Origin of the sequence: Janthinobacterium sp. 61 (genome assembly GCF_002846335.1) — a bacterium.
GTDB lineage: Bacteria > Pseudomonadota > Gammaproteobacteria > Burkholderiales > Burkholderiaceae_D > Janthinobacterium.
Window position 1 is genome coordinate 3,101,923 of sequence record NZ_PJMQ01000001.1, and the last position, 23,270, is coordinate 3,125,192.

At 63.4% G+C, this 23,270-nt stretch carries 26 protein-coding genes and 2 pseudogenes; 6 read left to right on the forward strand and 22 right to left on the reverse strand.

Annotated features, from left to right (window positions below):
• Nucleotides 1-4 precede the first annotated feature (4 nt).
• Together fliQ and fliR are read left to right on the forward strand one after the other, a co-directional pair.
• Nucleotides 5-274, forward strand: coding sequence for a flagellar biosynthesis protein FliQ (gene fliQ / locus CLU92_RS14195; RefSeq protein ID WP_035821365.1), 270 nt, complete (start codon nucleotides 5-7; stop codon nucleotides 272-274).
• Nucleotides 275-290: 16 nt separating this feature from the next.
• Nucleotides 291-1,151 (forward strand): flagellar biosynthetic protein FliR, encoded by an 861-nt coding sequence (fliR, locus tag CLU92_RS14200; protein ID WP_101482398.1) that lies wholly within the window; start codon nucleotides 291-293, stop codon nucleotides 1,149-1,151.
• Between the two features lie 6 nt (nucleotides 1,152-1,157).
• Here the strand turns inward: fliR and CLU92_RS28290 are convergent.
• Nucleotides 1,158-1,274 (reverse strand): annotated as a pseudogene (locus CLU92_RS28290) (amino acid transporter); the annotation flags it as partial.
• On the opposite strand from CLU92_RS28290, the pseudogene CLU92_RS14210 reads away from it, so the two are divergent.
• Nucleotides 1,256-1,833, forward strand: a pseudogene (locus CLU92_RS14210) (ArgP/LysG family DNA-binding transcriptional regulator); the annotation flags it as partial. The pseudogenes CLU92_RS28290 and CLU92_RS14210 overlap by 19 nt on opposite strands.
• 9 nt (nucleotides 1,834-1,842) lie before the next feature.
• Here the strand turns inward: CLU92_RS14210 and CLU92_RS14215 are convergent.
• The 13 genes from CLU92_RS14215 to flgB all read right to left on the reverse strand — a co-directional run bounded on the left by CLU92_RS14215 (nucleotide 1,843) and on the right by flgB (nucleotide 14,758).
• Entirely contained in the window at nucleotides 1,843-3,102 is a 1,260-nt protein-coding gene (locus CLU92_RS14215; protein ID WP_101482399.1) for an MFS transporter, read from the reverse strand.
• A 48-nt stretch (nucleotides 3,103-3,150) separates the two neighbouring features.
• On the reverse strand, nucleotides 3,151-3,603 hold the full coding sequence (locus CLU92_RS14220; RefSeq protein WP_101482400.1) for a MarR family winged helix-turn-helix transcriptional regulator: 453 nt from the start codon (nucleotides 3,601-3,603) through the stop codon (nucleotides 3,151-3,153).
• Nucleotides 3,604-3,773: 170 nt separating this feature from the next.
• A complete protein-coding gene (gene flgL, locus CLU92_RS14225) occupies nucleotides 3,774-5,015 on the reverse strand; it encodes a flagellar hook-associated protein FlgL (protein WP_180338518.1) in 1,242 nt (413 codons plus the stop codon).
• 51 nt (nucleotides 5,016-5,066) lie between these two features.
• On the reverse strand, nucleotides 5,067-7,034 hold the full coding sequence (gene flgK, locus CLU92_RS14230) for a flagellar hook-associated protein FlgK (RefSeq protein ID WP_101482402.1): 1,968 nt from the start codon (nucleotides 7,032-7,034) through the stop codon (nucleotides 5,067-5,069).
• An 88-nt stretch (nucleotides 7,035-7,122) separates the two neighbouring features.
• Nucleotides 7,123-8,049 (reverse strand): flagellar assembly peptidoglycan hydrolase FlgJ, encoded by a 927-nt coding sequence (gene flgJ / locus CLU92_RS14235; RefSeq protein WP_101482403.1) that lies wholly within the window; start codon nucleotides 8,047-8,049, stop codon nucleotides 7,123-7,125.
• Between the two features lie 10 nt (nucleotides 8,050-8,059).
• Complete coding sequence (locus CLU92_RS14240; protein WP_101482404.1) at nucleotides 8,060-9,175, reverse strand: flagellar basal body P-ring protein FlgI; 1,116 nt, start codon at nucleotides 9,173-9,175, stop codon at nucleotides 8,060-8,062.
• Nucleotides 9,176-9,177: 2 nt separating this feature from the next.
• Entirely contained in the window at nucleotides 9,178-9,828 is a 651-nt protein-coding gene (locus CLU92_RS14245; protein ID WP_166674704.1) for a flagellar basal body L-ring protein FlgH, read from the reverse strand.
• 50 nt (nucleotides 9,829-9,878) lie between these two features.
• Nucleotides 9,879-10,661 (reverse strand): flagellar basal-body rod protein FlgG, encoded by a 783-nt coding sequence (gene flgG, locus CLU92_RS14250; protein WP_010400781.1) that lies wholly within the window; start codon nucleotides 10,659-10,661, stop codon nucleotides 9,879-9,881.
• A gap of 72 nt (nucleotides 10,662-10,733) precedes the next feature.
• The gene (locus CLU92_RS14255) at nucleotides 10,734-11,477 is read right to left on the reverse strand and encodes a flagellar basal body rod protein FlgF (protein ID WP_101482406.1); all 744 of its coding nucleotides are present in this window, start codon (nucleotides 11,475-11,477) and stop codon (nucleotides 10,734-10,736) included.
• 114 nt (nucleotides 11,478-11,591) lie between these two features.
• A complete protein-coding gene (locus tag CLU92_RS14260; RefSeq protein WP_101482407.1) occupies nucleotides 11,592-13,139 on the reverse strand; it encodes a flagellar hook protein FlgE in 1,548 nt (515 codons plus the stop codon).
• A gap of 54 nt (nucleotides 13,140-13,193) precedes the next feature.
• Nucleotides 13,194-13,892: a flagellar hook assembly protein FlgD gene (locus CLU92_RS14265; RefSeq protein ID WP_101482408.1), complete on the reverse strand. Its 699-nt coding sequence runs from the start codon at nucleotides 13,890-13,892 to the stop codon at nucleotides 13,194-13,196.
• Between the two features lie 15 nt (nucleotides 13,893-13,907).
• Nucleotides 13,908-14,309, reverse strand: a complete 402-nt coding sequence (gene flgC / locus CLU92_RS14270) for a flagellar basal body rod protein FlgC (protein WP_071075845.1) — start codon at nucleotides 14,307-14,309, stop codon at nucleotides 13,908-13,910.
• Between the two features lie 2 nt (nucleotides 14,310-14,311).
• Entirely contained in the window at nucleotides 14,312-14,758 is a 447-nt protein-coding gene (flgB, locus tag CLU92_RS14275) for a flagellar basal body rod protein FlgB (RefSeq protein WP_101482409.1), read from the reverse strand.
• Between the two features lie 191 nt (nucleotides 14,759-14,949).
• Here flgB and flgA point away from each other — a divergent pair, with 191 nt between their 5' ends.
• The 3 genes from flgA (at nucleotide 14,950) to CLU92_RS14290 (ending at nucleotide 16,540) form a co-directional block, all read left to right on the forward strand.
• On the forward strand, nucleotides 14,950-15,645 hold the full coding sequence (gene flgA, locus CLU92_RS14280; protein WP_101482410.1) for a flagellar basal body P-ring formation chaperone FlgA: 696 nt from the start codon (nucleotides 14,950-14,952) through the stop codon (nucleotides 15,643-15,645).
• A 110-nt stretch (nucleotides 15,646-15,755) separates the two neighbouring features.
• The gene (flgM, locus tag CLU92_RS14285) at nucleotides 15,756-16,064 is read left to right on the forward strand and encodes a flagellar biosynthesis anti-sigma factor FlgM (protein ID WP_101482411.1); all 309 of its coding nucleotides are present in this window, start codon (nucleotides 15,756-15,758) and stop codon (nucleotides 16,062-16,064) included.
• Nucleotides 16,065-16,072: 8 nt separating this feature from the next.
• A complete protein-coding gene (locus CLU92_RS14290; protein ID WP_101482412.1) occupies nucleotides 16,073-16,540 on the forward strand; it encodes a flagella synthesis protein FlgN in 468 nt (155 codons plus the stop codon).
• 15 nt (nucleotides 16,541-16,555) lie between these two features.
• Here the strand turns inward: CLU92_RS14290 and CLU92_RS14295 are convergent, their stop codons facing one another.
• The 8 genes from CLU92_RS14295 to flhF all read right to left on the reverse strand — a co-directional run bounded on the left by CLU92_RS14295 (nucleotide 16,556) and on the right by flhF (nucleotide 23,061).
• Nucleotides 16,556-17,134, reverse strand: coding sequence for a CPBP family glutamic-type intramembrane protease (locus CLU92_RS14295; protein WP_101482413.1), 579 nt, complete (start codon nucleotides 17,132-17,134; stop codon nucleotides 16,556-16,558).
• A 98-nt stretch (nucleotides 17,135-17,232) separates the two neighbouring features.
• On the reverse strand, nucleotides 17,233-18,090 hold the full coding sequence (locus tag CLU92_RS14300) for a hypothetical protein (protein ID WP_101482414.1): 858 nt from the start codon (nucleotides 18,088-18,090) through the stop codon (nucleotides 17,233-17,235).
• A gap of 75 nt (nucleotides 18,091-18,165) precedes the next feature.
• A complete protein-coding gene (locus tag CLU92_RS14305) occupies nucleotides 18,166-18,528 on the reverse strand; it encodes a translation initiation factor Sui1 (protein WP_101482415.1) in 363 nt (120 codons plus the stop codon).
• Nucleotides 18,529-18,578: 50 nt separating this feature from the next.
• A complete protein-coding gene (gene motD, locus CLU92_RS14310) occupies nucleotides 18,579-19,367 on the reverse strand; it encodes a flagellar motor protein MotD (protein WP_101484687.1) in 789 nt (262 codons plus the stop codon).
• 5 nt (nucleotides 19,368-19,372) lie between these two features.
• A complete protein-coding gene (locus CLU92_RS14315) occupies nucleotides 19,373-20,119 on the reverse strand; it encodes a flagellar motor protein (RefSeq protein WP_101482416.1) in 747 nt (248 codons plus the stop codon).
• Nucleotides 20,101-20,832 (reverse strand): RNA polymerase sigma factor FliA, encoded by a 732-nt coding sequence (locus CLU92_RS14320; protein ID WP_071075839.1) that lies wholly within the window; start codon nucleotides 20,830-20,832, stop codon nucleotides 20,101-20,103. Before CLU92_RS14320 ends, CLU92_RS14315 begins: the two co-directional genes overlap by 19 nt.
• A 44-nt stretch (nucleotides 20,833-20,876) precedes the next feature.
• Nucleotides 20,877-21,740 (reverse strand): antiactivator of flagellar biosynthesis FleN protein, encoded by an 864-nt coding sequence (locus CLU92_RS14325; RefSeq protein WP_101484688.1) that lies wholly within the window; start codon nucleotides 21,738-21,740, stop codon nucleotides 20,877-20,879.
• Nucleotides 21,733-23,061 (reverse strand): flagellar biosynthesis protein FlhF, encoded by a 1,329-nt coding sequence (gene flhF, locus CLU92_RS14330; protein WP_099762516.1) that lies wholly within the window; start codon nucleotides 23,059-23,061, stop codon nucleotides 21,733-21,735. The genes CLU92_RS14325 and flhF overlap by 8 nt, the downstream gene beginning before the upstream one ends.
• Nucleotides 23,062-23,270: the final 209 nt, after the last annotated feature.

A 23,270-nucleotide genomic window follows, 5' to 3' on the forward strand; every position in this document is an offset into this window, starting at 1 on the left:
TACAATGACACCCGAAAGCGTCATGACCCTGGGCCGCCACGCGATGGAAATCACCCTGATGGTGGCCGCGCCCATGCTGCTCGTCGCCCTCATCATCGGCTTGATCGTGAGTATCTTCCAGGCGGCCACGCAGATCAACGAGGCGACCCTGTCTTTCATCCCCAAGCTGGTCGGCATCTTTGTCGCGCTCGTCGTGGCCGGCCCGTGGATGCTGTCCGTCATGCTCGACTACATGCGCCAGGTATTTACGGGCATTCCGAACCTGGTGGGCTAGTGCAGCAACCGTTGCCATGCTGACCCTGTCCAGCATCGAACTGAACACGTGGATCGCAGCACTGCTGTGGCCGCTTAGCCGCATCCTCGGCCTGATCGCGGCCGCCCCCCTGTTCGGCAACGCTGCCGTGCCGGCCACCGTCAAGGTGACCCTGGGCGCGCTGCTGGCCATGATCATCGCCCCCACCGTACCTGCCTTGCCGGCCGTCAACCCGATGTCATTGCCCGGTTTGCTGATCCTCACGCAAGAGATGCTGGTGGGGCTGGCCATGGGCTTTTCCATCCGCATCGTGTTTTCCGCCATCGAAATGGCCGGTGAGCTCAGCAGCCTCACTATGGGTCTGGGCTTCGCCTCCTTCTTCGACCCGCAAACCAAGGGCAGGTCTTCCGCCATCAGCCAGTTCCTCGTCATGCTGGCCACGTTGATGTTTCTCACTGTCAACGGCCATCTGGTCTTGCTGGCGGCGCTGGCGGAAAGCTTTGTCAGCCTGCCCATCTCATCGAGTCCCATCAGCGGCGGCGGTTTCCAGCAGTTGGCGGCCTGGGGCGGGGAAATCTTCCGTTCGGGCCTGCAAATTTCGCTGCCCATCATCGCCGCCTTGTTGCTGACCAACGTGGCCCTGGGCATCTTGACGCGGGCCGCGCCGCAGCTGAACATTTTCGGTATCGGCTTCCCCGTCACCCTGGGCGTGGGCTTGCTGGTGATCAGCATGGTCCTGCCCTACCTGGCCACGCCCTTCCAGAACATGTTCCTGCGCGGCATAGAAACGGCGCGTTTGCTGCCGCGCGGCTTTGCCACGCGCGACCGCCCGCCACCTCCCGCGCCGCCGAACCCCTTGCGCCCGGCGACGCCGGTACCGCAGCCGCCCGTACGCTGATCAGGGCTAGCAGCCCAGCGCGTGGCGCAACAGCAGTGCGGACAGCACGAACATGCTCACGCCAATCAAGCCATCAAGCACTTGCCAGGCCCTGGGCCGCGCAAACCAAGGCGCCCGCCATCGCCGCCTTCGGGGCCGAGCACCCGGTGCTGCTGCAAGTGGCCGTCGACGACCAGGACCATACGGCCGAGTGGCTGCGCAGCGGCGCTGTGCTGGCGGCCGTTAGCGCCACGGCCAGGCCCGCATCGGGCTGCAACAGCCGCCCCTTGAGCGCCATGCGCTATCTGGCGGCCGCCAGTCCGGCCTTCATGCACCGGTATGTTGCCCAGGGGTGGGCGCCGCCAGCCTGGCACTGGCGCCCAGCCTCGTATTCAATGCCAAGGACGAACTGCAATCTCGCCGGGTGCGGCGCCTGTGCCACCGGCACGTGGAACTGCCGCGCCATGCCCTGCCTTCCTCGCATGCCTTCGTCACGGCAGGCCTGGCCGGCATGGGCTGGGGCTTGCATCCGCAGGCACTGATCCAGCCCTGTCTCGACAATGGCAGCCTGATCGAACTGCTGCCCGAGACACCCCTGGATGTGCCCCTGCACTGGCATACGCCACGCGCCACGTCCGGCCTGCTCGACGGCTTGAGCGGGGCCATCCTGGCCGCCGCCCGCATGGGCTTGCTGCCACCCTGACTTGTCGCTTCAGTGCTGGTCGCTGCTGAGCGCAAGGCGCCAGCGCCGCAGATCCAGATTCAGGCGCAACTGGTGATATTTGACCAGGTAGCGCACGCCGACCAGGGCTGCTGCCAGGCCCGACAGGGCGCCGATGCCCAGCGCCCAGCGCGGGCCGAAAGTGTCGGCCACCCAGCCCACCACGGGCGCGCCCAGCGGCGTGCCGCCCGCCGAGATCGCCAGCAGGATGGCCATCACGCGGCCCCGCATGGCGGGCGCCGTCGACAGTTGCACGCTGCTATTGACGCTGGTGGTAAACGTTTGCGCGGCGATGCCGATGACCACCAGCATCATGCCGAACAGCCAGTAATTGGGCATCACGGCGGCCAGCGCGCAGGCCAGGCCGAACAGCGCGGCCGCCCCCAGCAGCAAGGCCAGCGTGGGCTGGCCGCGCCCCGCCGCCAGCAGGGCGCCGGCCACGGAGCCGCAAGCCATCACGGAACTGAGCACGCCATACTGGCCGGCGCCCGCCTGGAATGCCGTGACCGACATGGTCGAGAGGAAAATCGGGAAATTCAGGCCAAAGGTGCCGATCAGGAACAGCATCAGCAGGATGGCCATCAGGTCGGGCCGCTGGCGCACGTAGCGAAAGCCCTCGCCCAGGCTGGCGCGGGTGGCCTTGATACGCGGCGCGCGGCGCAGCAACTCCACGCGCAGCAGCAACAGTGAACCGATCACGGCCGCAAACGAGGCGGCGTTGATGATAAAGACCCAACCGCTGCCGACGCTGCTGATCAGCAGCCCTGCTACCGCAGGGCCCAGCATGCGCGCCGCATTGAACGAGGTGGAATTGAGCGCCACGGCATTCGTCAGGTCTTCCTCGCCGACAATTTCGGCAACAAAAGTCTGGCGCACGGGCGAATCGAAGGCCGTCACGCATCCCAGCAGGAAGGCAAACACATACACATGCCACAGTTGTACCAGGCCGCTGATGCACAGTATCCCGAGTCCCAGCGCCAGCAAGCCCATCGCTGCCTGCGTGCACAGCAGCAATTTTCTCCGGTCGAGCAAGTCGGCCGCCATGCCCGTCAGGGGCAGCAACAGCAGTTGCGGGCCGAATTGCAAGGCCATGACGATGCCGACGGCACTGGCTTTGTGCTGCGTCAATTCGCTCAGCACCAGCCAATCCTGCGCCGTGCGCTGCATCCAGGTGCCGATATTCGACACGAGGGCGCCGCCGGCCCAGATACGGTAATTGGGAATGCGTAGCGAACGGAATGTGTTGTTCATCTGGGCGTGCGGGCTCCTTGCCGGGGTCGTGGTGAAAAATTCAGCGGGTCATTCCGCCAAGCGTTTGAGTAATGCCACCGCTTGGTTCAGTTCGGTGACTTCGGCCGGCGTGAGCCGGTTTTCAATGGTGCGCGCCAGCCAGTCTTCGCGCGCGGCGCGGCTGGTCGCGATCCAGGCCCGGCAACTATCCGTCAGGGTCAACAGCGTCTGCCGGCCATCCAGCGGGTCGGGCGAGCCCGTCACCATCTGCGCTAGCGTCAAGGCTTGCACGGTGGCAGCCATCGACTGGGGCCGCATGCCTTCGGCGCGCGCCAGGCTGCTGGCGGTGGCCGGGCCGTCGCGCTCAAGGCGGCTCAGCACGGATGCCTGCGACATGCTGACATCGCCCAAGTGCGCTTCTTCTCGCAGGCGGCGGCGCAGCTTGCCGATGAGAATGCGCAATTCGCCAGCCAGTTGCAGCACCTGCTCGTGGTCTTCGTGTTCTTCTTGCTGGGTGGTCATGGTAGCCGTGGGGTGGATCAACGACCTCCACTATAACAGATAGCCAGGTAGACTGCACAGTTTGCCTGTGTATATTGCAAGAATGGCCAGATTGCAGGCGCAAAAAAAATGCCGGGGCGGGAGATGCACTCCCTGCCCCGGCTTGCCGGTCATCCTGCGATGCTGGCCGCTTAACTGATGTAATTGAACAGTGACAAGCCTGAAATCGAGGTAAACGATTTTTGCGCGGCCTGCAGGGTCACCTGCTGCTGGCTGAAAGTGGAAATGGCCTTGACCATGTCCAGATCTTGCAGATCCGACAGGGTGGTGGCGTACTGGATATCGAGGTCGTCGCCTGCGCTGTCGAGATAATCGAGTTCCTTCATGCGGGAACCGACTTCCGCGCGCACGGACAGGACATTGTCATAGGCCGTGTCGAGAATATTATGCGCGGCGTTCAAGCCGTTCGTCAGGCGCGCCTGGCCCGCATCGCCGCTGCCCGGCTGGCGCAGCACGCCGATCAGGTTTTTCACGGTGGTAAACAGCGATTCCTTGGCGCTAGGCTCCAGCGTAAAGCTGTCCTGGTCGGCCGGTTTGCCCGTGATGTTTACCTGCTGGCCGTCGAAGGTAATGGCGTCGCCCGCCTTGTAGGGAATGGGCACGGCGGGATTCGGCACCGTCTGGCCCAAGGTGGCGTCCGTGACGGTGTACGTGGTGACGGCGTCGGTGCCCGTGCCCGTGACCTTGAAATCGATCGAATACTTGTGCCCCGTCAATAGCGACGGGTCCGTCACCGTGCCGCCCGACACGATGCCCGAGCCGCCGCGCGTAAAGTTCGCGGTGGCCGCCGCCGTGGTGAACTTGCCGTTGCCGGTCAGGTTATTTTCGAAGACGGTGGCGCCGGAATCGCTGGTAGCGAGGTAGCGCGCCGAACCCACCTGCAATTCGCGCTGCCCCTGGTCGCCCACATAAGTGGCGCCCGTCGGCGTCTGGCTGAATGGCTGGGTGGTGGATTTATAGCCGGAAAACAGGTAGCCGCCGGCGCCATCGGCCGTGTTGGCGATGCCCAGCAAGTCGGTCAGCCGGCCTTCCAGCTCCTTGGCCAGGGTATCGCGGTCGACATCCTTGAGGGCAGGATTACCGGCCTTCAGAACCAGGTCTTTCACGTCGGCGATCAGCGAAGTGGTGCTGGCCAATGCCAGCTCTTCCTGCGACAGGAAATTCTTCGCGTTCGAGCGGTTCGTCACGAACTGGGTATTGATCGATTGCGACTGCGTCACTTCCAACGCGCGCGCCGAGGCGATCGGATCGTCGGCCGGCGTCAGGTTGCGGCGGTTCGCCGACAGCTGCATCTGCGTACGGTTCAAGGCGCCCTGCAGATTGTTCAGCTGCGAGCTGCCCTGGTCATAAATCATTCGTGTACTGATGCGCATGATGCTGCCCTTCCAGAAAGCCGCCGCGCGCTAGGTCGCGGCAAAAATTGATTAACGTCCCAGGCCGATCACCACGTCGAACAGGGTGCTGGCGATCTGCATGACCTTGCCGCACGCCTGGTAGGACTGCTGGTAACGCAGCAGGTTGGCCGCCTCTTCATCGAGGTTGACGCCGGAAACGGCCTGCTGCTGGGTGCTGACCTGCTGCAGCAAGGCCAGGCTGGCCAGGCCGCTGACCTGTACTTCACGTGTCTTGTTGCCCACGAAGCTGACGGTTTGCGCATACGAACCCTGGAACGTGGCATTGCCGCCATCGAGGATGTTCTTCGTCTGCAAGCCCGCCAGCAGCGCGGCGTTGCGGTTGTCGCCCACGCCGCCCGAGTTCGGCGCAATGGTGAATTTATCGCCCTGTGCGGGCGTACCCGTCATGCTGACATTGATGCCGCCAAAGCTGAAGTTGTCGCCTTCCGTATACGGGATGTTCGCCGTGCCGGCCGGATAGGTCGTGGTAGCGCCATTCAAGCCCTTGACCGTCACCGCCTGGCCCGGCGGGAAACCCGTCAGCGAGGTGGTCGCCTTGTCATAGGTCAAGGTCAGCGGCCCCGTCAGGGCATTGCCCGGGGTCAGGTATGCCTTGTCGACGGAGCCGGCGCTGAGCTTGCCCGAGCCCGTATTGGCTACCGGCGCCGAGGTGGCGATGGGCGCGGCGGCGGCGATCTTGTTGCGGTCGGTGATCAGCACGTTCAGGCCGGCCGCGCCATTCGCCGTCGGCCTGATGACGTAGTTGTCACCCTGGGCGGCCGTGCCCGAGATCGAAAAATCGACGCCGTCGATGGTTTGCGGCCCCGTTTGCGGATAGGGATTGATGATGGTGTGCGCACCGTCGGATTCGCGCGTCACCACATAGTTGCTTCCGTCGTACTTCAGGCTGTAATCGCTGGCCGTCAGCTTGGTGGGGTCGCTGACCTTGGCCGACAGCACGGTGGTGCTGCTGGCGTTGTTGCCGCGGTCGGCGCCGATCACGGGGTCGGGTATCTTGAAGAAGTCGCCGCCCATGGCGCCATTCAAGTCCTGGCCCAGCTTGTGCTGGTCATTGAAGGTGCTGGCCAGCGCGATGGCCACCTTGCCCAGGGAGTTCTGGACATTGTCCAGGGTGCCGCTGCGGAAATCCAGCAAGCCGCCCAGCGAGCCGCCGGTCAGGGAGCTGTCCGGCAATACGGTGACGGTACTGCCAGTGACATAGCCCACCTCGATGCGGTTCGGGTCTGTCCGCGAAGGCGTGGCCGCCAGTTCGAAGCTGCGGTCCGCCACCACCAGCGGCTGGCCCGCGCCGATGGAAATGGTGACGGTATTGTTGGCAGCGGGCTGCACCGTCGCCTTGACATATTTGTTCAATTCCGTGATCAGCTGGTCGCGCTGGTCCAGCAGATCGTTGGGCTGGTTGCTGGCATCGACCGACAACTGGGAAATCGATTTGTTCAGCTCGGCGAGCTGCTTGGCGTAGGTATTAATCACCGTCACGTTCGACGTGATCTGCGAATTGACGCCATCGCCGATCTCCGTCAGGCGCGCGCTCAAGCCCTGGAAACGGGAAGCGAGCGAACCGGCGCTCGACAGCAGCGCCTGGCGCGAGGCGACCGAGGACGGATTGGCGCTGAAATCCTGTACGCCCTTGAAGAAATCCTGCATGGCGGGCGACAGGCCCGCCGTGGGATCGGCCAGCAAATTGTCGATCTGGCTGATCTGCGTGTAATAGCTATCGAGGGCGCTGGTGGCGCTTTGTGCGGCATTGACCTGGGTGGCCATGAAGCTGTCGTACTGGCGCTTGATCTGCGACACCTCCGTGCCCGTGCCGACGAAGCCATAGCCGGCATAATTCGACTGCGAAGTCTGCTGCAGCACCGTCTGGCGATTGTACCCGGGTACATTCGCATTGGTGATGTTATGCCCGGTCGTCGACAGGCCCACCTGCGCTGCAAGCAAACCGCTCTTACCGATGCTGAGTAGATTCGAAGTCATGGTGTCTTATTGGTTACCGTCAAATGTATTTACGGCAGCCGCGGCGAAAACTTGAAGCGCGCGGCCTGCACATGGGTGGGGACGCGCCTTAACCGACCAGCGAATTCTTGATAATTTTTGTCAATTTGGCAGCGTAATTCGGGTCCGTCGCGTAGCCGGCCTTTTGCAAGCCCTGGGCGAACGTGCTGGCATCGCCCGCGCTGGCCAGCACTTTCTCGTAGCGCTTGTTGCCGGTAATCAACTGCGCATAATCCTTGAAGCTGTCCGCATAGCTGTCATAGGCGCGGAACTTCTCCACCTTGCGCTGCGCCTTGCCATTCACATATTCGGTCGTGACGGCTTCCGTGACCTTGCCCTTCCAGTCGGCCGAGGCTTTGATGCCGAACAGGTTATGGCTGCTGCTGCCGTCGCGGCTGATGATTTCGCGCTTGCCCCAGCCCGTTTCCAAGGCTGCCTGGCCCAGCATGAACTTGGCCGGGATGCCGGTGGCGCGGCTGGCTTCCTCCGCATGCACGCCCAGTTTTTCCTGGAAGGCGCGCACATGCGGTGCTTGCGTGGCGTTGGCCTTGTCGCTGAGGGTCTTGCCGGTGCCGGTGGCATTGCTTGCCCCCTCGGTGAGGGCGCCCTGCTGCTGGCGGAAGGCGGCCAGCGCCTGCGCCATGCTCGACGAGCGGGGTGACGGCGCTTCGGCGCCGTCGGCAGCCAGCGCCTGGTTCGACGACGACAGTTGGCGGATCAGCACGTCCGCCAGGCCCGTGCCTCGCTTGGCCAGATTCTGGCTCGTCTGCTGGTCCAGCATCGAGGTGTACATCTTGCTTTGCTGGCTATCCATGATGCCGTCCTGCGGCGTGGCGTCGCGCATGCTTTTCATCATCATGTTGATGAACATGGCTTCAAATTGCGTGGCCGCCTCTTTCAGGGCGGCGGGGTCTTTCGCCTTGGCAGATTGGCGCAAGCCATCCATGCCCTTGACGTCGTAGGCGGCGGTATTGCTGAGGTCGGTTTGGCTGATCATGGCGTGCCCATCAAATGATTTCAAGTTCGGCGCGCAGCGAACCGGCCGCCTTCATCGCCTGCAGAATGGCCAGCAAGTCTTGCGGCGAGGCGCCGATGGCATTCAAGGCTTTCACCACGTCGGACAGCGAAGCGCCGCCCTTGACCAGCATGACCTTGCCCGGTTCTTTCTTGATATCGATCTGTGCCGTCTGCGTGACCACCGTGCGCCCGCCCGACAAGGGCGCCGGCTGGCTCACCTGCGGCTCGACATTGATGGTGACGGACAGGTTGCCGTGCGAAATGGCACATGTTTCCAGGGTCACGGACTGGTTCATCACGACGGAACCGGTGCGCGCATTCATGATGACCTTGGCCGCCAGGCGGGCCGGATTGACTTCGATGCTTTCCAGCTGGCCCAGGAAGGTCACACGCTGGTCGCTGCCGCCCGGGGACTGCACCTGGATCACGCGCCCGTCCAGCGCGGCTGCCGTGCCGGCGCCGTAGCGGCTGTTGATGGCGTCGACCACCCGGCTGGCGGTGGCGAAATCGGTAGCATTCAATTCCAGGCGTATCGTGTTGTTGGCGCCCAGCACCGAGGGCACGGTGCGCTCGACGGTGGCGCCGCCCGAGATGCGTCCCACGCTCAAGTGATTGATGACGATGGAGCTGCCGGCCGCCTGCGCACCCACGCCGCCCACCAGCACGTTGCCCTGCGCCATGCCGTACACCTGGCCGTCGGCGCCCTTCAATGGCGTCATTAATAAAGTGCCGCCGCGCAAGCTTTTTGCATTGCCCATCGACGACACCGTCACGTCGAGCAGCTGGCCGGGCTGGGCAAACGCGGGCAAGGCCGTCGTCACCATCACGGCGGCCACGTTTTTCAGCTGCAAGCTGGTGCCTTGCGGCAAGTTAATGCCCTGCTGCTGCAGCATCGCCGCCACGCTCTGGATGGTAAATGGTGTTTGCGTGGTCTGGTCGCCGCTGCCATCGAGGCCGACGACGAGGCCATAGCCCATCAGCTGATTCTGGCGCACGCCGGCGATGCTGGCCAAGTCCTTGATGCGTTCGGCCTGGGCGACGGGCGCCAGCATGGCGCAAGCCAAGCCGCAGGAGAGCAAAAGGCGGGGGAAAGTCAAGGTCGCCATGATCAGAACGGCAACAGGCTGAGGAAAAAGCGCGAGGCCATCGAGGCCATTTCGGCGCGGTCGATCTGGCTGTTCGTGCGGTACTCGACGCGCGCGTCGGCTACCTGGGTCGAGGGCACGACGTTGCCCGTGCCGATGGTGTCCGGATTGACCATGCCCGAGAAGCGGATGAATTCCGTGCCCTTGTTCATGGCTATTTGTTTTTCGCCGGCGACGATCAAGTTACCGTTTGGCAATACCTCGATCACCGTCACGCCTATTGTGCCGCTGAAGGTGTTGCTGGCGGACTGGTTGTCGCCATCGGCAAATTTCGTTGCGCCAGTCGCCGAGACGGTGCCGCCGAAACGGCCCTGGGCGATGCCGGGCGTGCTGAAACCCACGCTGCCGGACTTGTTGCCGGAACTGGCGCCCGCCTTGACGGCATTCGTGCGCTCGGTGATGGCAATCGTCATGGTGTCGCCCACGTGGCGCGCGCGGCGGTCTTCGAAGGCGGGACGGTAGGTCGACGGCTGGTAAATGGAACCGTTGCTGACGACCACGGGTTCGGGCATCGGCGCGCGCGTGGTGGTCGGATATTGCACGATCGAGGTGGGCGTGATGGCGCAGCCGGACAGCAGGACTGCGGACAACAGGGCGATGATGGGGTATTGCATGACGAACCTCCGCTGCCATCCGGCTGCGGATGGCATGACGACTATGAACATTAAAGTTGCGACAATTTCTGCAGCATTTGATCGGATGTTGTGATGGCCTTGCTGTTGATCTCGTAGGCGCGCTGCGTCTGGATCATGTTGACCATTTCCTCGGCCACGTTGACGTTCGAGCTCTCGATATAGCCCTGCATCAGCACGCCGGCGCCATTCGTGCCCGGGGTGTTCGTCTGCGCCACGCCGGAGGCGCCCGTTTCCATGTACAGGTTTTCGCCCTTCGATTCCAGGCCGGCCGGATTGACGAAGGTGGTCAGCTGCAGGGAGCCGATCTGCGATGGCGCCACGGTATTGGGCAAGGTGACGGAGACGGTGCCGTCGCGCGCGACGGTCAGGCTCAGCGCATTGGTCGGCACGGTGATGGCAGGCTGGATGACGAAGCCTTCGGAGGTCACCAACTGGCCGTTGGCATCCGTCTGGAAGGAGCCGTCGCGCGTGTAGGCGGTCGCGCCATCGGGCAGCAGCACCTGGAAGAAACCGGTGCCGTTGACCATCACGTCGCGCGAATTGCCCGACGCCTGGGGATTGCCCTGCGTATGGATGCGTTCGGTAGCTACCGTGCGCACGCCCGTGCCGATCTGCAAGCCCGACGGCAGCTGGGTTTGCTGCGACGATTGCGCGCCCGGCTGGCGCACATTTTGATACAGCAAGTCTTCAAACACGGCGCGCGACTTCTTGAAGCCGGTGGTGCTGACGTTGGCCAGGTTATTGGCGATCACGTCCATCTGCGTCTGCTGCGCTTCCAGGCCGGTCTTGGCTATCCAAAGGGAACGAATCATGTTTTTTCTCCAATAACAGCGCTTGCCAGCCCTGTAGACTATTTCTATGTGACCATTATGCGACCGGCTCTATCAATTCAAAGCGAGGATCTGGGTGGCTTTCGCCGCGTTATTCTCGGCATTCTTCAACAAGCTCATTTGTGTTTCGAACTGGCGCGCCAGGGCGATCATGCTGACCATCGAGTCGACGGGGCTGACATTGCTGCCCTCCAGCGCGCCTGTGGTCAGTTTGACGGCCTGGTCGGCTTGCGCCACCGTGCCATCCTTCAGGCGGAACAGGCCGTCGTCGCCGCGCACCAGTTGCTGCTCGGGCGGGTTGACCAGCTTGATGCGTCCCAGCACCGTGGACGGGCCCGGCGGCACATCCGTGGAAATCGTGCCCACCGTGCCATCGCTGGCGATGGCCACCGTGACGCCCGGCGGAATGGCCAGCGGTCCCGTATCGCCCTGCACCATCAAGCCCGATTGGGTCTGCAACATGCCGTTTTCATTGAGTTTCAAGGCGCCGTTGCGCGTATAGGCTTCTGACCCGTCGGCCGACTGCACCGCGATCCAGCCCGCATTTTCCACGGCCACGTCGAGCGCGCGGCCCGTGTGCTGCATGGGTCCTTGGGTGAAATCGGAACCGACCGTCGAATCGACGACAAAGGCGCGCGTCGGCATCATGCCGTCGGCCACCACGGGCACGGCGCGAAACGAGTCGAGCTGGGCACGGAAACCCGTGCTGGTGGCGTTCGCCAGGTTATTCGCCGTGGTCGCCTGCTTGTCCAGGATGTGCTTGGCGCCCGAGCCGGCGGTGTAGATGAGACGGTCCATTTTTTATTTCTCCTGTTGCCTTCAACCCAAGGCAGAAAGCTGGGGTCAGACCCGGCGGGGGAATGCGCCGCAATGCGGCACATTCCGGTCACGAAGTGACTGACTCCCTGATTATTAACGCAGGTTGACCAGGGTCTGCAAGACCGAATCCTGCGTCTTGATGGTCTGCGCATTCGCCTGGTAAGCGCGCTGCGCCGTGATCATATTGACCAGTTCGGCCGTCAGGTCCACGTTCGACACTTCCACGGCCGAGGCGCGCAAGTCGCCCAAGCCGCCCGAGCTCGGCTCGCCCGTCATGGGGCTGCCCGAGGTCGAGCTTTCCGCCCAGGCATTGTTGCCCAGCGGCTCGAGGCCATTCGGATTGGCAAATTTGGTCAATACCACCTGGCCCAGGTCCCGTGTCTTGCCATTGTTATACTGGCCCTGGATCACGCCATCGGTGCCCACCACGAAACGGCTCAGCTGGCCGGCCGCATAGCCATCGGCCACGGTCCGCTTTTCGCTGGTCGACGAACTGAGCTGGGTGGAATTGGTGAAGTCGACCTTGATCGCCAGGTTCGCGTTCGCGCCCGTGGCGGGGAAGACGGGCAAGTTGACCGTCACCGGCAAGGTTTGCGGCGGCGTCAGCGCCAGCATGGCTGCCTTGTCCAGGCTGCCGACGCTGTTGAACACCAGCGAAGCCGACTTCACGGCGGGCACTTCCGTCACCGAGGCGATATTCTTGTCGATCTGGTCTGGCGTCAGGCTGGAATTGACGCCATTGGGCACGGCGCTGCCATAGGTGGCGCTGATGGCGGCCAGTTGGGCGGGGCTGGCGCCGGCCGCGGCGGCGGCAGTGCGCACGGCGGCGCCGGCCGCATTGCCATAGGCCACGGCGGCTGCCGTGATATTGGCTGGCACCAGCGGCACGGCCGTGACAGCGGACTGGTAAGCGGCGCGCGCGGCGACCGAGGCGGCATCGGTCTGCGCCGCCGCCGCCACTTTCGCGCTGGTAATTTCCTTGCCGTCAGTGGCCGAGTAGACATCCCAGGTATTGGTGCCCGTCTTGACGTAGAAATTGGACATGGTGTGCGAATTGCCCAGCGAATCGAAGACCGGCACGGGGAATTGCTTGGTCCACGACTTTTGCTCGCCCACGCTGAACGGCACCACGGTCGGCATGGCCGAGTTGGAATCGAGGTTGACCTGGGTATCGACCTTGGTAGTCGCCTGCGGCGCCATGTCGGACGGGTCGATCTGCAGCGGCACGGTGGCGCCGGCCAGGATCTTGCCGTTCGCATCGGCCGGATAGCCCGTCAGCTGGGCTTTCTGGGCGTTGATGATAAAGCCGCTCTTGTCAACCTGGAACTGGCCATTGCGCGAATACTGGATGGCGCCGTTCACGCTGGTGCGGAAGAAACCGCCGCCATTGATGGCGATGTCGAGCGGATTGGACGAACTCTCCAGGTTACCCTGGTTGAACAGCTGCGCCACTTGCGACACGGCCACGCCGATGCCGGGCTGGTTGCCGCCCACGCCATACAGCGAATTGGCATAGATGTCGGCAAACTGCGCCTGCGACTGCTTGAAACCCACGGTGGCCGAGTTGGCGATATTGTTGCCGATGACGTCCAGCGATTTGGCGGCGCCATTCAAGCCGCTCAGGCCTTGTTGGAAAGACATTGTGTTCTCCTGGTAGAAATTAGGGGTAGAGGGTCTACGCTACAAATGAGCGGCTTACAAAATCTGTTTCACATCGGCCATGGTAATGCTGCCCACGCCCGGTACATTCAACTTCACGCCACCCGCCCCCGTCGACACGCTGGCGACCGAACCGAACATCAGCGCCGCTGCATCCGTGAGCTTGGCACCGCCGCGCGTGGCTTCCACCGAGAAGGTGTACGCGCCGTCGGCCAGCACGATGGGCTTGCCATCCTTGTCGAGGTCGGCGGTGGAACCGTTCCAGCCCAGCGGCAAAGTACCCGCGTCCTGCGGGCCCAGGTCGATGGAATGGACTTGCTTGCCCAAGCTGTCGTAGATGATGACCTTGACGCTGTCGGCCGGCGTCGCCAGGTCCACGCCCAGCAGGGCCGCACTCTTGCTCAGGGTGATGTTCTTGCCTGCTGTCAGCACGCCGTGGCCGATAATATTGGCCGCCTGCATGGATTCAGCCTGCTGGTAGCTGGTTTTCAGCGTTTCCAAAGTGGTATTGAGCTTGTTGACGCCCGTCACCGTGGACAGCTGGGCCAGCTGGCTGGTCAGCTGTGCATTGTCCAGCGGGTTCATCGGGTCCTGGTTTTGCAGCTGGGTCACCAGCAGGGTCAGGAATTTGTTCGTCTCCTCCTCGACGCTGCCCTTCGCGGCCGTCGTCTTCTTCGGATTCATCGTCGCCATCAGGTCGGTGACGGGGCTGGTGCTGGTATCGATGGTTGCCATAATAGTCAGTCAGCCTTATTGGCCGAGCGTAAGGGTTTTCAGGAGCAGCGACTTGGCCGCATTCATGGTTTCGACGTTGGTCTGGTAGGAGCGCGAGGCGGACAGCATGTTGACCATCTCGTCGACCGTATTCACGTTCGGCATGGTGACGTAGCCCTTTTCGTCGGCCAGCGGATTCTTCGGATCGTAGACCAGCTTCATCGGCGACGGATCTTCGATCACCTTCTGCACCTTGACGGCCGTGGCGCCGTTGGCCATGGGCACGGCTTCGAACACCACCTGCTTGGCGCGGTAGGCTTCGCCCGTGGCGCTGGTGGCGCTATCGGCATTGGCCAGGTTGCTGGCCACCGTGTTCAAGCGCTGCGCCTGAGCGCTCATGGCCGAACCGGACACATTGAAAATATTAAACAGCGACATGATTATTGTCCTCCCTGAATGGCCGTCAGCATGCCCTTGATCTGCGAGTTGAGGAAGGTCACGGCCGCCTCATAGCGGATGGCGTTGTCGGCAAAGGCGTTGCGTTCGAGATCCATATCCACCGTGTTGCCATCGACGGCGCCCTGGGCCGGCGCGCGGTACAGCAGCGGCGTGCCGTCGGCCAGGGACTCGACCTTGCCGCCTGCGCCCGCAACTGCAGCCACACCCTTGCCCGGCATATGCTGCGGCGCCGTGCCCTTCAGGGCCGGCTGCACGCCATCCTTGCGCGCCATCGCGCCCTTCAGCGCGCTGGCGAAATCGACATCGCGTGCCTTGTAGTTGGGCGTATCGGCATTGGCGATATTCGAGGCGAGCAATTCCTGGCGCGTCGAGCGCAGGCTCAGCGCCGTCTCGTTGAAGCGCATGTAATCGTCGAGTTTCCCTATCATGTCAGGCTCCGGAAAGATCTGCCACTGGCGCCTGAGATGGCGAAAGGATGGCGGTATAGTGATGACAGGAAACATAGTACGGCGGCCACCGGTAAGGCCATCGCCGGATCAGACTGTACTTTTACCCCTTAATCGGGGCTTCGAACGGGGCGACGCGCACTATCATGGCAGTATTCCAGAGGCCTATCACCATGAAAACACCGCTTGCACTCCTTCTCGCTCTAGCCACCCTGCCAATGCTGGCCCAGGCGCAAAACGCCGGCCGGCAAACGCCGGAAGCGCTGCGCAACAGCGTGGAACAGTTTCTGCAAGTGCAAAGCAATGGCTTGCCGGGAAAAGTAACAATCAGCGTCGGCGCCGTCGATCCGCGCCTGAACCTGGCGGCCTGCCCCGCGCCGCAAGCATTCATGGCGCCGGGCGCCCGCGCCTGGGGCAAGACCACGGTGGGCGTGCGCTGCACGGCACCAAGCAACTGGACCATCTATTTGCAAGCCAACGTGGCCGTCGTGGGCGACTACGTGGCCAGCGCCGTGCCGCTGGCGCAAGGGCAAGCCATTGATGCCAGCCAGCTGGTGACGATGCAGGGCGACCTGGCCGCATTGCCGGCAGGCATCGCCACCGACATGGCCCAGGTGGTGGGCGCCAGCACGAATATTTCCTTGCCGCCAGGCACGCCAATGCGCCTCGACACCCTGCGCCGCAAGCCGGTGGTGATGCAGGGCCAGCTGGTGCGCGTCGTTTCCAGTGGCAATGGTTTCCAGGTAGCATCAGAAGGACGCGCCATCGGCAGCGCCGGCGATGGGCAGACGGTACAGGTACGCACGCAGAGCGGCCAGCAGATCAGCGGCGTGGCGCGCGCGGGTGGCATGGTGGAGGTCGCCTTTTAACACGGATAGATAGCGATATTGTAGTCTGGTGCACTAAAGTTCCTGGATAAGATGCCGATAAGAAGTCATATCCCGGAGTTTTTTGACTTCGACCAGACGAGGATCACGCTGTGAAAATTACCGATAACACCATTAAAAGCAATCCCGGCCTGCCGGTGGCGCCCCCGAGCACCTCCGGCGCCCGGAATGCCGAGAAAGCCCAGGCAACACCGACGACGTCGGACAATGTACGCCTGTCGCCGCAAGGACAGGCATTAGCGGCCAGTGCAACTGCCGGCAGCGGCGCCGTGTTCGACACGAAAAAAGTCGAACGCATCAAGCTGGCGATCGCCGACGGGCAGTTCCAGGTCAACTCTGAAAAAGTGGCAGACGGTCTCCTCGACACAGTCAAGGACTTGTTGCACTCACGAAATAGATAGGTTCCCTCATGCAATCAGTGACTCCGTTTTCCAGCCTGCGCGACGAGCAACAGCTCATGACCACATTGCTGGCATTGATGAAAGAAGAACAGCGGCATCTGGTTGCGGCTGACATCGATGCAATCACGGAGCTCACCGCGCGCAAGACGGCACTCGTCGGACAATTGAGCCAGCTGGCGGCGCAACGCCACCAGGCGCTGGCGGCGGCCGGTTTCACGGCCGCCGAAGCGGGCATGGAAGACTGGCTGGTCGGTGCCAGCGAAGCCGAGGCGGCGCCCCTGTGGAAAGCCCTGCTCGAGACCACGCGCGAAGCCAAGGAACAGAACCGGTTGAATAGCCTGCTGGTCAACAAACACATGCTGCACACGCAAGGCGCCCTGAACGCCATGCGCCCCACGGCCCAGAGCGGCAACTTCTACGGCCCCAGCGGCCAAGCAATGACGAACACAGCCAGCCGGCGCGTCGTCATCGGCTAAGTCTTCACGCGACGCTCACGACGCCAAACCCGGAAACAGCAGCGACAAGCACAGCAATAAACCATTGCTGCAAGCATGCGCCGTGGCGGCCGCCACATACGCGGGCGCCAGGCCCATGCTGCGCGCCGTCAGGTAGCTGGCTGCGAACGTGCATCCGCCAATAAAGGTGATGGCAGCGTGCAAGATCCCGGCACCGTTCACGACATGGAGCAGGGAAAAAAGTGCCGCGCTGGCCAGCAGGCTGACCGCAGTGCGCACCTTGTAACGGCGTAATATCTCCAGCGGCAGCCACTGCCCGATGAGCGTCTCGAACAACGGCGCCCAAACGACGGCTATCCAGAGTATCGTCGCCGTGCTGGCGTCTTTCAGGGATGCCGCAGCGGTACCACCCAGTTGCTGCGAGGTGAACAGGGCCACGGCAGCCAGCGCCAACGGTACGAAGATGAGAAAGTTGATGGCGCCCACGGTCACCCCCAACATCAACGCGCCCCGCATGGGGTGCGCTGCCATGCGCACCCGCAAGGCGGCCAGGCTGGCAGCCAACTGCGGCAGCGGAAAATTCCTCGCTTTCAGCATCCGTGCATGTCTCCTCATGGCGCATCCGCCCCTCAGGCAGGCGTGCGGCCATCATAGCGCGGCGGCATGGCGTCAAACAATGCTAATTATTGCAAAACATGCATGCTCTCCACACCTCAGCCATGCGCGGCACGCCCCGTATGCTGGCGAAATTTCGCCGCGATGGCTTGTCCCTTCGCTGCGGCGGCGGCCTGCTGCGCCGGCGTCAGCTCGTTTTGCAGCCAGTGCCAGTATTCATCCTGATACGGATTGGTGGTGCCGGGCGCCAGGATGTCGTCGTACACCATGCGCAGGGCCAGCAGGTAGCCATACGCTTGCGGGGCATCCTTCTGCACCACCTCGCCATCGCGCAGGTAGGCCATCATCAGGGTAGCCACGCTGGAGAGTTCACCTTCATCCGCCTGCGCCGTCAGCTGGGCAATGGCTTGCCGCTTCCATGCCTGCACCAGCGGATCGTCGGGACGGTTGCGCAGCGCGCTGCGGTCGCCGAACGGCCCTTCCGACAGGAACAGGGTGGCAGCGCCCGGCACGCCCGCCTTGGCGGCGGTCGCCAGGTAGACCAGGCGGTCCTCGCGCTGGCGTTGCGTCAGCCCCCCGCACAGCTGCTGCTGGGCGGCTTTTTCTTCCGCCGTCATCTCGCGTCCCAGCTCGAATTCCAGCCCCGGCAAGCGGCTTTCGCGCTGGAAAACAATGCAGTCGTCGATCAGGTTGAAGGCCGCATACGCGTCTTCCGCCCTGCCGCTGGCAGCCAGGCGTTCGAGCCGCTGCGCCAGGGACACGACAACGGGCGCGGCATCGGCGACGGGGCTGGCATCGATATTCAAATACGATGCCAGGCTGCGCCCCGGTGGTGCGCTGGCAGCAGCGATGGCCACAGATTGCGGCGCGCCGCCGTCGGGCGCGGGCCAGTACACGTGCGCCAGCACTGCCGCGATGGCAGCGGCAGTGGCGATGCCGGTCAGTTTGCTAATCATGATGAGGTGGCGCGCGTGGATGGGAAACGCACGTTACCACAGGCGCGCTGCGGCGGGCCGCACGCCTCCACACTCTCAGCCGCCGGCCTTTTTCGCCTGGTGGCCCAGCTTGGCCAGCGCGGCCATCACCGTCTCGACATGGTCGCCCTGCACTTCGATCACTCCATCCTTGACGGTGCCGCCCGAGCCGCACTGCGTGCGCAACTGCTTGCCCAGCAGCGCCAGGGCGATGGCGTCCAGCGCCAAGCCTTTCACCACGGTGACGCTCTTGCCGCCACGGCCCTTGGTCTGGCGCGACACGCGCACCACGCCATCGCCCGCAGGCGCCGCCTTGGCCTGCGCCTTGCACGCGCATTGCGCCAGCGGCTGGCGGCAGGCAGGGCACATGCGGCCCGTTTCGGTGGAATACACTAGACCGCCCAGGGAGCTGCTTTTCATGATGGATAGCTAAAAAGGAAGAAGGCAGCGATTGTACCAAGCGGCGAGGGTCAGTTGGCCGGCGCCGGCGCAGGTGCGACGGGCGACGTCGGCACTTCCGTCACCGTCTCGGGGATGCCCGACAAAATCGTCACGGCGACCCTGCGGTTGCGCGCGCGCCCTTCCGGCGTGGCATTCGGCGCCACGGGGATATTGTCGGCATGTCCCACGGCCGTCAGGCGCGACGCCTGCATGCCGCTGGCGATGAACAGGCGCACCACGGCGCTGGCGCGCGCGGCCGACAATTCCCAGTTCGAGGCAAAGGTCGAATTGCTGATGGGCTGCACATCCGTATGCCCTTCCACCTGCACGTCGTGCGTGTCATCCTTGAGCAGCACGGCCACGGCGCGCAAGGCCTGGTCCGACTCGGCCGTCAGCCCTGCGGCGCCCGGGTCGAACAGCACACTGGCATTGATTTCCACGCTCACGCCGCGGCTCGTCTGCGTGACCCTGACCTTGCCTTCCTTGACCAGCGGCGCCAGGGTGGACGTGAGATCCTGCGCCAGGCGCGTCATGTGTTCGCGCTCGCGGCGGAGGGCTTCAGTGCGGCGTTTCAGGGCGGGATTCGGCAGCGCAATGGCTTGCGGTGCTTCCATGATGATGGGCGGCGCACCCTTTTCCAGGCTGAAAGCCTGGCCGATGGCATTCTGGAAGACGCGGTATTTACCTTCGTTGACTTGCGAAATCGCATACATGACGACGAAAAAGGCGAACAACAAAGTGATGAAGTCGGCGTACGAGATCAGCCAGCGGTCCTGGTTGTCCGGTTCCTCGTCATACTTCCTGCGCGCGCGCCGCATCATGGTCAGTGCTCGTGCAGCAGGCTGGCCACGCGCTCTTCGATGATGCGCGTGTGGTCGCCCGTGGCGATGTCGTACAGCACGGCGGCCGTGATTTCATATTGCAGCACCCGGCGCGAGACGATGGCCTTGAGTTTATTGGCCACCGGCAAGAACAGCAGATTGGCCAGGCCCACACCGTAGATGGTCGATACAAACGCCACGGCGATGCCGCTGCCCAATTTACTCGGGTCGGTGAGGTTTTCCATGACATGGATCAAGCCCAGCACGGCGCCCAGAATACCGATGGTGGGCGAATAGCCGGCCGCCGACTCCCACACCTTGACGGCCTGGCGCTCGGCCATTTCGTAGGCAGAGATCTCCACGTCGAGCAACTGGCGCAGCTTGTCGGGGGCGATGCCGTCGACGATCATGCGCAAACCCTTGGCGTTGAAACGGTCGGCCGTGTTTTCCATCAGGCGTTCGAGCGCCAGCGTGCCATCGCGGCGCGCCGTCAAGCTCCATTGCCCGATGTCGCGCGCCAGCGCGGCGCGCGTATCGGCCGGCGGCAAAAACACCCAGCGCAGCATTTCCAGGCCGCGCACGAAAGTACGCAGCCGCGTTTGCAGCAGCACGGCGCCGAAGGTGCCGACGATGACGATGGCAAAGGCGGCCGGCTGCAGCAGGGAGGCCATCTTGCCGCCTTCCAGTGCCTGGCCGACCAGAAGGCCCGCCAGCGCCAGCGCCAGCCCGATTACGCTGGACCAGTCCACGCCAGCTCCCTCAAGGTTGCCCGCAGGCGTGCGACGGCCTGGGTATGCAGCTGCGAGACACGCGATTCGGACACGCCCATCACCGCGCCGATCTCCTTCAGGTTCAGCTCTTCTTCGTAGTACAGGCCCATGAGCATTTTCTCGCGTGGCGGCAGCGCGTCGATGGCATCGATCACGGATTGCCGGAAATCGGTATCGAGCAGGGACCGCAAGGGGTCGCTGTCCTCGTCCACGCAATGGCGGTCGAGAAAGCTGTCATTGCCGTCCGGGTCATGAAAGTCTTCGTAGTACAGCAACTGGTGGCCGCCGCCGTCGCCCAGCATTTCCTGGTAATCGACGAGCGACATTTTCAGCAATTTCGCCACTTCCGATTCCGTCGGCGGGTGTCCCAGGCGCTGCTGCAGGATGCTCATCGCCTCTTCGATCTTGCGCATGTTCTGGCGCATGCTGCGCGGCAACCAGTCGCTGGTGCGCAATTCGTCGAGCATGGCGCCGCGGATGCGCAGCACGGCATATGTCTCGAACTGCGCGCCATGCGTCTCTTCATAGCGGCTGATGGCGTCGAGCAGGCCGATCATGCCGGCCTGGATCAGGTCATCGACCTCGACCGAAGGCGGCAATTTCGCCTTCATATGGTGCGCCAGACGCTTCACCAGCGGAATGTGCTCCGTCAGCAAATAGTCCTTGTTCGATTTCCCTTTGACCGTGTACATAGGCTGCTTATTGTTTTAACTGCTATCGTGTGCTGATGATGGATTCAGACGCTGAACTGGTGCGGGCTCCCCGTCTGGTACAAGGTGCCACCGAGCACCGGCGCCGCCGAACGGGCCAGCCGCTCGGCCAGTCCGCGAAACGCCACCGAAGCTCCCGCCAGCGGAAAGGCATCGACCACGCTGCGGCCCAGACGCGCCGCGCGGTGCAGATACTCATCGGCAGGCACCGACCCCATCGAGGTCAGTTTCACGGCCAGGTAACGGCTCGCCGCCTGCGCCATATTATCGTATACCACTTTTGCCTCGGATTCGGAAGCGCCGGTGACCAGAATGCCAAACGGACGGCGTCCCAGTTCCTGGCTCAGGCGCTTGATCAGGCAGTATGCCGCCTTGATCGAAGTGGCGCTGGTCGACACTTGCACCACGATATCGGACGAGGCCATCAGCGGCACGGGAAAGCAATCGCCCTCGTCGGCCATGACGCCGTCGACCAGCACGATGCCGCTCTGGCGCGCCATCACCTCGAAGGTCTTGCCCAGGCGGCGCAGTTCTTCCTCGCCCGCATAGTCCATGCTGTCCATCAGGTGGTTGCGCGCACCCAGGCTGGCTACGCCGAAGCCTTGCGGCACCTGGTGGATGACCTGGTTCAAGGCGCACTGCTGGCGCGCCACGTCGCGCAGGCTGGCGCCGTGCGCCAGTCCCAGGCGCGCAGCGACGCCATCGCTGCCGCCGCTGGCGTCGAGCAGCAGCACGTCATTGCCGCCGTAGACCAGCGAGGCGCCCAGGTTGACCAGCATGGCACCCTTGTCGTCCTGCGGCGTGGCAGAGAGAAAAGTCATCACCCGCGGCTGCGGGCCGGCCAGCATGCGACGCAAGCCTTCGGCCTGGTCGAAATCAAAATTAGCCAAGGCGCACCCCGCGCGCTTCATTGTTGCGGGCAGCTGCCTGCGCCATCAGCAGCGGCAGTTCGGCATCGGAAAACTGCGTCGCCGCCGCATCGCGCTTGAGCTTGAAGGCGCGGTCGATCAGATAGCCGCGGTCGGCCAGGTACAGGTCTTCCGGCACGCGCTGGCCGTTCGACACATAAAACAGGTTCAGTTTCTGGCGGATCACCACGTCGAGCACATTGCCGATCGAGGCCGCTTCATCGAGCTTGGTCATGATGCAGCCTGCCAGGCCGCTGCCCTGGTAGGCACGCACCACCTCGTTCAACGTTTCCTGCGTCGCGGTGGAGTTCAGGCACAGCAAACGTTTTACGTCGGCGCCGGCGCCCGACAGCATGGCCACTTGTTCCGTGACCATCTGGTCGCGCTGGCTCACGCCCACCGTATCGATCAGCACCGTGTGCTTGTTCTTCAATTCCTTCAGGGCGATGCGCAAGTCCGCTTCATCCTTCACCGAATGCACCATCACGCCGAGGATCTTGCCGTAGATGCGCAGCTGTTCGTGCGCGCCGATACGGTAGGCATCCGTGGTGATCAGGGCCAGCTTTTCCGGGCCGTGGCGCATAACGCAGCGGGCCGCCAGCTTGGCCGTGCTGGTGGTCTTGCCGACACCGGTCGGGCCTACCAGGGCAAACACGCCGCCCTGCTCCAGCATGGCGTCTTCATTGGCCACCGTATTCAGGTTACGGCTCAGGACGGTCTTGATCCAGCGCATGCTTTGCGCGCCATCGAGGCCGGCGGGCAGCTTGTCGATCAGGTAGCGCGCCAGGCTGGCCGAAAAACCTGCTGCCAGCATTTCGCGCAGCACCACGGCTTTTTGCGGCTCGCGCTGCTGCGTCGAGCCCCATGAGATTTCCGCCAGCTGGGTTTCCATCATGCCGCGCATGGCGCGGATTTCATTCATCATGCCGCTCATCTCGGCGGCGGCGTTCTCTTTGACGTGCGCCAGCGCGCTGGCCATCATCTGCTGCATGCGGGCCATGTCCACTGGCTCGCCGGCTGCCTGGCGCGGCGCGGCAGGACGCGGCGCAGCCGGGCGCTGGGCCGGGGCGGCCGGACGCTGCGGCGTGGCGAACTGGGTCTGCAACTGGGGACGGGGCTGGGACATTTCGGACGCGGCCGGCGGCGAGGCCAGCGAAGCGGCATCGTCATTGGCCAGCGCGAGGATTTCCACCACGCCATCGGCCTGGCGGTTCGACAAGATCACGGCATCGGGGCCCAGCGCTTCGCGCACCTTGCGCAGCGCATCGCGCGACGAGGCGCCCGTAAATTTCTTCACATTCATGACCGGCCTCCCAGGGCGGGGGTGGCGCAAAATTGGCTGAACTGTGTGACCATCATGGACTCCTGTTGCTTGAGTGCTGTCTTCCACATGGACACAGATCACCCGGACAGTTTCCATTATTAGCGATGCTTGGAGGAAATGATCGAAGGAACAGGACGGGAAAGTACCCGTTATTCAGTTTGCCAGCAGGAAATTGATGAAAAAATAAG